7 protein-coding genes are annotated in these 8,132 nt (G+C 71.9%); 4 read left to right on the forward strand and 3 right to left on the reverse strand.

Annotation, left to right across the window (positions count from 1 at the left end):
• Positions 1-502: dienelactone hydrolase family protein (locus PLL68_RS02705; RefSeq protein ID WP_324531413.1), on the forward strand; the 502-nt coding region annotated here is incomplete at its 5' end.
• 3 nt (positions 503-505) lie between these two features.
• Here PLL68_RS02705 and PLL68_RS02710 read toward each other — a convergent pair.
• From PLL68_RS02710 to PLL68_RS02720, 3 genes are all read right to left on the reverse strand, one after another.
• Positions 506-1,315, reverse strand: coding sequence for a dioxygenase family protein (locus PLL68_RS02710; RefSeq protein ID WP_324531415.1), 810 nt, complete (start codon positions 1,313-1,315; stop codon positions 506-508).
• Positions 1,316-1,501: 186 nt separating this feature from the next.
• Positions 1,502-2,203 (reverse strand): response regulator, encoded by a 702-nt coding sequence (locus tag PLL68_RS02715; protein WP_324531418.1) that lies wholly within the window; start codon positions 2,201-2,203, stop codon positions 1,502-1,504.
• Positions 2,200-3,396, reverse strand: a complete 1,197-nt coding sequence (locus tag PLL68_RS02720) for a sensor histidine kinase (protein ID WP_324531420.1) — start codon at positions 3,394-3,396, stop codon at positions 2,200-2,202. Before PLL68_RS02720 ends, PLL68_RS02715 begins: the two co-directional genes overlap by 4 nt.
• Before the next feature lie 142 nt (positions 3,397-3,538).
• On the opposite strand from PLL68_RS02720, the gene PLL68_RS02725 reads away from it, so the two are divergent.
• The 3 genes from PLL68_RS02725 to topA all read left to right on the forward strand — a co-directional run.
• A complete protein-coding gene (locus tag PLL68_RS02725) occupies positions 3,539-4,432 on the forward strand; it encodes an ABC transporter ATP-binding protein (RefSeq protein ID WP_324531422.1) in 894 nt (297 codons plus the stop codon).
• Complete coding sequence (locus tag PLL68_RS02730; protein WP_324531424.1) at positions 4,429-5,238, forward strand: ABC transporter permease; 810 nt, start codon at positions 4,429-4,431, stop codon at positions 5,236-5,238. The genes PLL68_RS02725 and PLL68_RS02730 overlap by 4 nt, the downstream gene beginning before the upstream one ends.
• A gap of 124 nt (positions 5,239-5,362) precedes the next feature.
• Positions 5,363-8,132, forward strand: a 2,770-nt coding sequence (gene topA, locus PLL68_RS02735; RefSeq protein WP_502910645.1) for a type I DNA topoisomerase, incomplete at its 3' end; no start/stop codon positions are given.

Here is an 8,132-nt window from a genome sequence, read left to right on the forward strand (position 1 = left end):
CTGTCTGGCCCAGACCTTCCGGGCGCTGCGTCGCGGCAGCGGCCGCACCTTCGATGACATCGAGGCGGTGAGGGATGCCGCGCTGGCCGACTCGCGCTGCAGCGGCGCGGTCGGGGTCATCGGGTTCTGTCTCGGCGGCGGCTTCGCTTTGGTGCTGGCCGGGCGACCGGGCTGGGATGCCGCCGTCGTCAACTACGGGGCGCTGCCGGCGGACCTGTCGACCCTCGACGGGGCCTGCCCCGTGGTGGCGAGCTACGGCGGGCGCGACCTGTACCTGCGCGGAGCGGCGTCGACCCTCGAGTCGGCGCTGGCCGCACGAGCGGTGCCACACGACGTTCGCGAGTACCCGTCGGCGGGACATGCCTTCCTCAACAAGCAGGCCGACGTGCCGTGGTTCGCGACCCCCATCTCACGGTGGGTCATGCGGGTCGGGCCCGACGCGGCATCCGCCGACGATGCGTGGCGGCGCATCGGCGACTTCCTGAACCGCCACCTCGGGTGAGGGTCAGGCGAACTGCCAGGAGCGCTTGCTCAGGCCGTACCAGAAGCCGTCGATGACGCTCGCGGCATCCACCCCACCCGACGCAGACGCCGCACCCAGGGCGACGTACAGCGGGGCCCAGTGCTCGGTGCGCGGGTGCGCCTCCCGAGCGGCGGGTGCCTTGGCGAGGAAGTCGAGCACGGCATCCACATCGCCCCGCCCGACGGCCTCGGCAGCCCAGTGGTCGAACTCGGCCGACGGCGTCGGCGGTGCGGCGTCCGAGGGCGCCGAGGGGTTGAACCACGCGAGGTTGTGCGTGGTGAAGCCCGACCCGACGATGAGCACCCCTTCGTCGCGCAGCGGGGCCAGTCGCTCCCCGAGGGCGAAGAGCCGCTGCGGGTCCAGGGTCGGCATCGAGAGCTGGAGCACGGGGATGTCGGCCTGCGGGAACATCTCCTTCAGCGGCACGTAGGCGCCGTGGTCGAGGCCACGCGAGGGGTCCTGGTGCAGGCTCTCGCCGGCGCCGGACAGCAGCCCGGCCACCGACTGTGCCAGCTCGGGTGCGCCCGGGGCGTCGTAGGTGACCTCGTAGTAGCGCTGGGGGAAGCCCCAGAAGTCGTAGAGCAGCGGCACGTCACCCGAGGTCGCCGAGACGGCGATGGGGGCCAGCTCCCAGTGCGCCGACACGATGAGCACCGAGCTCGGCCGCGGCAGGTCGCTCGACCACGCGGCGAGCTCGCCGGTCCACGTCGTGTCGTCGGCCAGCGGCGGCGCGCCGTGGCTGAGGTAGAGCACCGGCTGGCGCTCGGACGTCTGCGTGGTTGCTGCTGACATGGTGGGGCTCCTCGGGGCAGATAGTTCAACCTACAACTACATTGCCCCGGTGCGGTATTCCGCGTCCGACTGGTGACATGCGGAGCGCGCGACATGTCGCGCGCCCCGCATGTCACGAGTGAGACGGATGCCGCCCGCTCACCGGCGCGCGCCCCTCGACCCTCAGCCGGGCGGATGCCGTCCGCGTCAGTTCTCGTCGTCGCCCAGGTCGGCGTCGTGAACCAGGATCGCCACCTGGGTGCGGTTCTCGAGCCCGAGCTTGGTCAGGATGCGTCCGACGTGGGCCTTGACCGTCGCCACGCTGAGGTACAGCGCGCTCCCGATCTCCTGGTTGCTCAGCCCTCGGCCGAGCGCGGCGGCCACCTCGAGTTCACGCTCGGTCAGCGCCTCGAGAGCAGCACGGGCAGCGACCCGGCGGCGGTCAGCGGAACTCGGCCCAGCGGCATCCCGCGTGGCCACCTCGGCGATCAGGGCTGACGTCGCGTGCGGCGACAGGATCGGCAGCCCGGCAGCCACCGCGTGCACGGCCTCGACGAGCCGGGCCGGCGGGGTGTCCTTGAGCAGGAACCCGTGGGCCCCCACCCGCAGCGCCGCCAGCACCATCTCGTCGGCATCGAAGGTCGTCAGCACGAGCACCTTCGGTGGCTCACGCAGTGCCAGCAGGTCGCCGGTGGCGGCCAGGCCGTCGCGGCGTGGCATCCGGATGTCCATGAGCACGACGTCGGGGGCGACCTCGCGAACGAGCGCCACGGCATCCGCCCCGTCACCAGCCTCGCCGACGACCGACAGCGTCGGATCGCCCCCGAGGATCATCGCCAGCCCGGCCCGCACCAGCGGGTCGTCGTCGATGATGGCGACCCGCACCGGGGCCGCGGATGCCCCGTTCATGCCGCCCACGGTAGCGACGCGCGCACGACGAAGCGGCCACCGGTCTCGCCATGGTCCAGCGACCCGCCGAGCAGCGCAACGCGCTCATCGAGCCCGAGCAGCCCCAGCCCGCGCAGCCGCTCGGGGCTCGCGGCGCCGACCGGCAGCGGGTTGCTCACGACGACGTCGACGCCTTCGCCCGGGCCGCCCTCGATGCTCACCGTCACCGAGCACGCAGGGGCGTGCTTGCGGGCGTTGGTCAGGCACTCCTGGACGATCCGGTAGAGGGTGCGCCCCGTCGTCGCGGGCGGAGCCTGCGTCAGCTGGTTGTCGAGCAGCACCCGCATGCCTGCGACTTCCGCCTCGGCGACCAGCGCCGGCAGGTCCTCCGTCCCCGGCTGGGGTGGTTCGGGCATGCCGTCGGCAGCGTCGTCGCTGCGCAGCACCCCGAGCACCGTGCGCAGGTCGGACATCGCGAGCTGCGCGTTGTCCTCGATCGTGCGGGCGACGGCGACCTGCTGCTCCCGCGGCAGGTCATCGCGGTAGGTCAGCGCGCCGGCGTGCATCGACACCAGTGAGATGCGGTGGGCCAGGACGTCGTGCATCTCGCGGGCGATGCGGGTGCGCTCCTCGGCGCGGGCTGCGGCGACGCGGGCCTGCTGCTCGCGCTCGTTGGTCTCGGCGCGCTCGCGCAGGGTGTGCCGGCCCTCGCGGTCGGCGCCGACCGCGTAGCCGATCGCGACGACGACGGCGATGACGACGGCGCCGCCCAGGACGCCGGACAGGACGCCAACCCACCACGACTCTCGCTCGATGCTGGGGTACAGCGTCTCCATCGACACGGTCGCCGCGATGGTCAGGGCAACCACGGGGGCCAGTTCACGGGGGCGTCGCCGCGTCGCCAAGGACGCCAGGGCCAGGGTCGCCGGGCCGAGCGCCAACAAGGAGACCGCCGAGAAGGCAGCGGTGAGCGCGGCCACCACGAAGGGCCAGCGGCGACGCTGGAGGACGAGGACGAAGGCCGCGAGCCCCAGCACGGGATCTGCCAGCAGGATCCAGAACGCCTCGGCCCCGCTCGGTTCGTAGTCGGCCTCCGCCAACGGACCGACGGTGACGAGGAACGCGACCAGGCTCACGAGCGCGGCGAGTCCCAGGCGCCAGGCGTGCTCCCACCAGCGCAGCGGTGGGGGTGGCGTCATGCCGTCAGTATCCATGCCCCGACGCTACGAGCGCGCCGACCTCGTGCGCGTCGGCTGAAGGTCGCCCCGGCAGCGCCGAGACATAGACCAAGGTCGGGGGTGGATGCCGTCCGCTGGCCGATGTGCGCCCCGCACCCTCGCTTGCAGGCTGGTTCCCATGATCAGAGTCGAGAATCTCACCAAGCGCTACGGCAGCGTCACCGCCGTCGACGGCGCCACCTTCACCGTGCGGCCCGGGACGGTCACCGGCTTCCTCGGCCCCAACGGCGCCGGCAAGTCAACGGTCATGCGGATGCTGACCGGGCTGACCCCACCCACCAGCGGACACGCCACCGTGCTGGGCCGCGCCTACCGCGACCTGCCCAACGCCGGCTCCCACGTCGGCGTCATGCTCGACGCCTCGGCGCAGCACCCCGGCCGCACCGGTCGCGAGGCGCTGACCCTGGCCTCGATCGCCATCGGCGTCCCGCGCACCCGCGTCGACGAGGTGCTGCGCCTCGTCGGGCTCACCGACGACGAGGCCGGGCGCCGCGTGCGCACCTACTCCCTCGGCATGCGCCAGCGACTCGGGTTGGCCGGGGCCTTCCTCGGGGACCCCCGGGTGCTCGTGCTCGACGAGCCGGCCAACGGCCTGGACCCGCAGGGCATCCACTGGATGCGCGGCCTCCTGCGCGACTTCGCCGACCGTGGGGGAGCGGTGCTGCTCTCCTCGCACCTGCTCGCCGAGGTGCAGGCCGTCGCCGACGACATCGTCGTCATCGGGCGCGGCCGGATCGTCGCGCAGGGACCGGTGGCCGAGCTGGTCGACGGCCTCGGCGCCATCGCCCGCTCGCTGGACGATGCCGCACTCGTCGCCGCGCTGGAGGCCGCCGGTCACGCCGCGGCGGCCACGGCATCCGGCGTCGTCGTCGAGGCCGAACCGGTCGACGTCGCCCGCATCGCCCTCGCCGCGGGGATCGTCGTCACCGACCTCCGCCCGCACGGGGCCCAGGGCCTCGAGGACCTCTTCCTCAGACTCACCGCCGACGACGCCCGGGAGGTGGCGGCATGACCACCACGACGACCCCCGCTTCCGCACCCACCACACCGGATGCCGTTCACGCACCTCTCGAGGGGAGCCCCGGCATCCCCTTCCGTCGGCTCCTCGAGGTGGAGCGACGCAAGATCGTCGACACCAGGTCGGGGGCGTGGCTGCTGGGGATCACTGCCCTGCTGACGGCGCTCACCCTGGCGGTCATGCTCATCTGGGGGGAGTCCGACGGCCTCGGGTTCATGGGGCTGCTCAGCGTGGCGACCATGCCGCTCAGCCTGCTCCTGCCGATTCTCGGCATCCTCACGGCCACGACCGAGTGGAGCCAGCGGACGGCGCTCGTGACCTTCACCCTGGAGCCGCGACGCGGGCGGGTCGTCGTGGCCAAGCTGCTGGCCGTCGTGCGCCTCTCCCTGACGGTCCTCGTCCTGACGATCGTCGCGAGTGCGCTGTTCTACCTCGCGTCGACCACCGTGCGCGACGGCCCTGCCGACTGGTCGTACGAGCCCGCGGTCGTCGCCAAGCTCTTGCTCCTGCTGACGATCTACCTCGTCCAAGGGCTTGCGTTCGGTCTGCTCTTCCTCAACACCCCGGCAGCGATCGTCACCTCGTTGCTGCTGCCGGTGGTGTTCACCGTGGCGACGACGATCGTCGTCGCCCTCGAGCGGTTCACCCCCTGGGTCGACCTGCTCGTCGCCAGCGAACCGCTGATGGCGGGCTCGATGGGCGGCACCGAGTGGGCGCACCTGGGCACGGCATCCCTGCTGTGGCTGGGGCTGCCGTTCGCGGTCGGCACGTGGCGGGTGCTCACCAAGGAGATCGCCTGACCCCGCGCAGGAGGGGCCGTTTGTGCTTCTCCCGGGGCGGGGCGCTACGGTCAGGGCGTTCCCACGTCGGAGCAGCGACGAATCCGCTGCACGTGGGTAAACGGAAACGGAACAGGTGAACCCCTTGGCAGGACGCAAGCTCGTCATCGTCGAGTCCCCGGCAAAGGCCCGCACGATCGCGGGGTACCTCGGCCCCGACTGGGACGTCGAGGCCTCGGTCGGCCACATCCGCGACATCCCGACCCCCAGCGAGATGCCCGCCGAGATGAAGAAGGGCCCGTTCGGCCGCTTCGGAGTCAACATCGACGCCGACTTCGAGCCCTTCTACGTCGTCGACGCCGACAAGAAGAAGAAGGTCCGCGAACTGAAGGCGCTGCTCAAGGGCGCCGACGAGCTCTACCTGGCCACTGATGAGGACCGCGAGGGCGAGGCCATCGCGTGGCACCTGCTCGAGACGCTCCAGCCCACCGTTCCGGTCAAGCGCATGGTCTTCCACGAGATCACCAAGGAAGCCATCCAGCGCGCCGCCAACACCACCCGCGACGTCGACACCCACCTCGTCGACGCCCAGGAGACCCGCCGCATCCTCGACCGCCTCTACGGCTACGAGGTCAGCCCCGTGCTCTGGCGCAAGGTCAAGGCCGGCCTGTCCGCCGGCCGTGTGCAGTCGGTCGCGACCCGTCTCGTCGTCGAGCGCGAGCGTGAGCGGATGGCCTTCCGCTCCGCCAGCTACTGGGACGTCGAGGCCGACGTCACCCCCGACACCGAGGCCAACCTGTTCACCGCGCGCCTCACCGGCGTCGACGGCAACCGGGTCGCCACCGGTCGCGACTTCGCCGACGACGGCACCCTGACCAACGCCAAGGCGGTCCAGGTCGACGAGTCCACGGCGCGCGGCATCGCCGACGCGCTCACGGCATCCGACGTCGTCGTCACCGAGGTCTCCGAGAAGCCGTACACGCGCCGCCCGAGCGCCCCGTTCACGACGAGCACCCTCCAGCAGGAGGCCTCGCGCAAGCTGCGCCTGAACAGCCGCAACGCCATGCGCGTTGCCCAGCGGCTGTACGAGAACGGCTACATCACGTACATGCGAACCGACAGCACCTCGCTCTCGGATGCCGCGTTGTCGGCTGCGCGTCAGCAGGCTCGTGAGCTCTACGGCGCCGAGTACGTGCCGGACTCGCCGCGCCGCTACGAGAAGAAGGTCAAGAACGCCCAGGAGGCGCACGAGGCCATCCGCCCGGCGGGTGACAGGTTCCGCACGCCCGCCCAGGTCAAGGGTGAGCTGCGCGGCGAGGAGTTCGCCCTCTACGAACTGATCTGGAAGCGCACGGTCGCGTCCCAGATGGCCGACGCGCGCGGCTCGACCGCGTCGGTCCGGTTGGGGGCGACCCTGCCCGACGGTGCGCCGGCAGCGTCCGTCGAGCTGTCGGCATCCGGCACGGTCATCACCTTCCGCGGCTTCCTCGCCGCGTACGAGGAGGGTCGCGACGAGAAGCAGACGACCAAGCGCAAGGACGAGGCGCAGGAGGAGCGCCGCCTGCCCCGGCTCGGCAAGGGCGCCACGCTGCGCACCGTGCGGGCCGAGGCGCTGGGTCACGAGACCTCGCCCCCGCCGCGCTACACCGAGGCCACCCTCGTCAAGGCGATGGAGGAGCGCGGGATCGGCCGCCCCTCGACCTACGCCTCGACGATCGGAACCATCCAGGACCGCGGGTACGTGTCGAACCGCGGGTCGGCGCTCATCCCGAGCTGGCTCGCGTTCGCAGTGACCCGGCTCATGGAAGAGCACTTCCCGCGCCTGGTCGACTACGGCTTCACCGCCTCCATGGAGGAGGACCTCGACGCCATCGCCCGCGGCGACGCCCGCCGCGCCGAGTGGCTGCGCCGGTTCTACTTCGGCGACGAGGCGAAGTCCTCGCAGGGCCTGCGTGACCTCGTCGAGGACCTCGGCGACATCGACGCCCGAGCCATCTCCACCATCGACATCGGCGACGGCATCGTCGTGCGGGTCGGCCGGTACGGGCCGTACATCGAGGAGATCGTCCCGGCGGGGATCGACCCCAAGACCGGCGAGGTCACGGATGCCGCCGCGCTGGGTGAGGACGGCGCACCCGCCGCGCCGCGCCGCGCCACCATCAACGACGACGTCGCCCCGGACGAGCTCACGCCCGCGATGGCTCGCGAGCTGCTCGCGACCGCGGCCGACGACGGCCGGGTACTGGGCCAGGACCCGGACACCGGGCGCGACATCCTCGCCAAGGCAGGGCGCTACGGCCCCTACGTCACCGAGGTGCTGCCCGACGAGGCTCCGGCCGCGGGGGCGACCAAGACGCGAGGCAAGGCCGTCAAGGCGAAGCCGCGCACGGCATCCCTGTTCAAGGACATGGACCTCGCGACCATCGACCTCGACACCGCCCTGAAGCTGCTGTCGCTGCCGCGCGTCGTCGGTGCCGACCCCGAGTCGGGCGAGGAGATCACCGCGCAGAACGGGCGCTACGGGCCGTACCTGAAGAAGGGCACCGACTCGCGCTCGCTCGAGACCGAGCAGCAGCTGTTCGACATCACCCTCGAGCAGGCGCTCGCGATCTACGCGCAGCCCAAGCAGCGCGGGCGGGCCGCGGCCAAGCCGCCGCTGGCCGAGCTCGGCAACGACCCCGTGTCGGGGCGGCCGGTCGTCGTCAAGGACGGCCGGTTCGGCCCGTACGTCACCGACGGCGAGACGAACGCGACCCTGCGCAAGGACGACGACCCCGAGCAGATCTCGCCCGAGCGCGGGTACGAGCTGCTCGCCGACAAGCGGGCCCGCGGGCCGGTCAAGCGCACCGCGAAGAAGGCACCGGCGAAGAAGGCCACGACCCGCAAGACCGCGGTGAAGAAGACCGCGGTGAAGA

The organism is Ornithinibacter sp. (assembly GCF_035443565.1).
In the GTDB taxonomy this organism is placed as follows: domain Bacteria; phylum Actinomycetota; class Actinomycetes; order Actinomycetales; family Dermatophilaceae; genus Fodinibacter.

What these genes read in the sequence shown, in the direction of transcription:
- PLL68_RS02710 (WP_324531415.1), bottom strand. Translation starts at nt 1,315, where the DNA reads ATGTCAGCAGCAACCACGCAGACGTCCGAGCGCCAGCCGGTGCTCTAC.
- PLL68_RS02715 (WP_324531418.1), bottom strand. Translation starts at nt 2,203, where the DNA reads ATGAACGGGGCATCCGCGGCCCCGGTGCGGGTCGCCATCATCGACGAC.
- PLL68_RS02720 (WP_324531420.1), bottom strand. Translation starts at nt 3,396, where the DNA reads ATGGATACTGACGGCATGACGCCACCCCCACCGCTGCGCTGGTGGGAG.
- PLL68_RS02725 (WP_324531422.1), top strand. Translation starts at nt 3,539, where the DNA reads ATGATCAGAGTCGAGAATCTCACCAAGCGCTACGGCAGCGTCACCGCC.
- PLL68_RS02730 (WP_324531424.1), top strand. Translation starts at nt 4,429, where the DNA reads ATGACCACCACGACGACCCCCGCTTCCGCACCCACCACACCGGATGCC.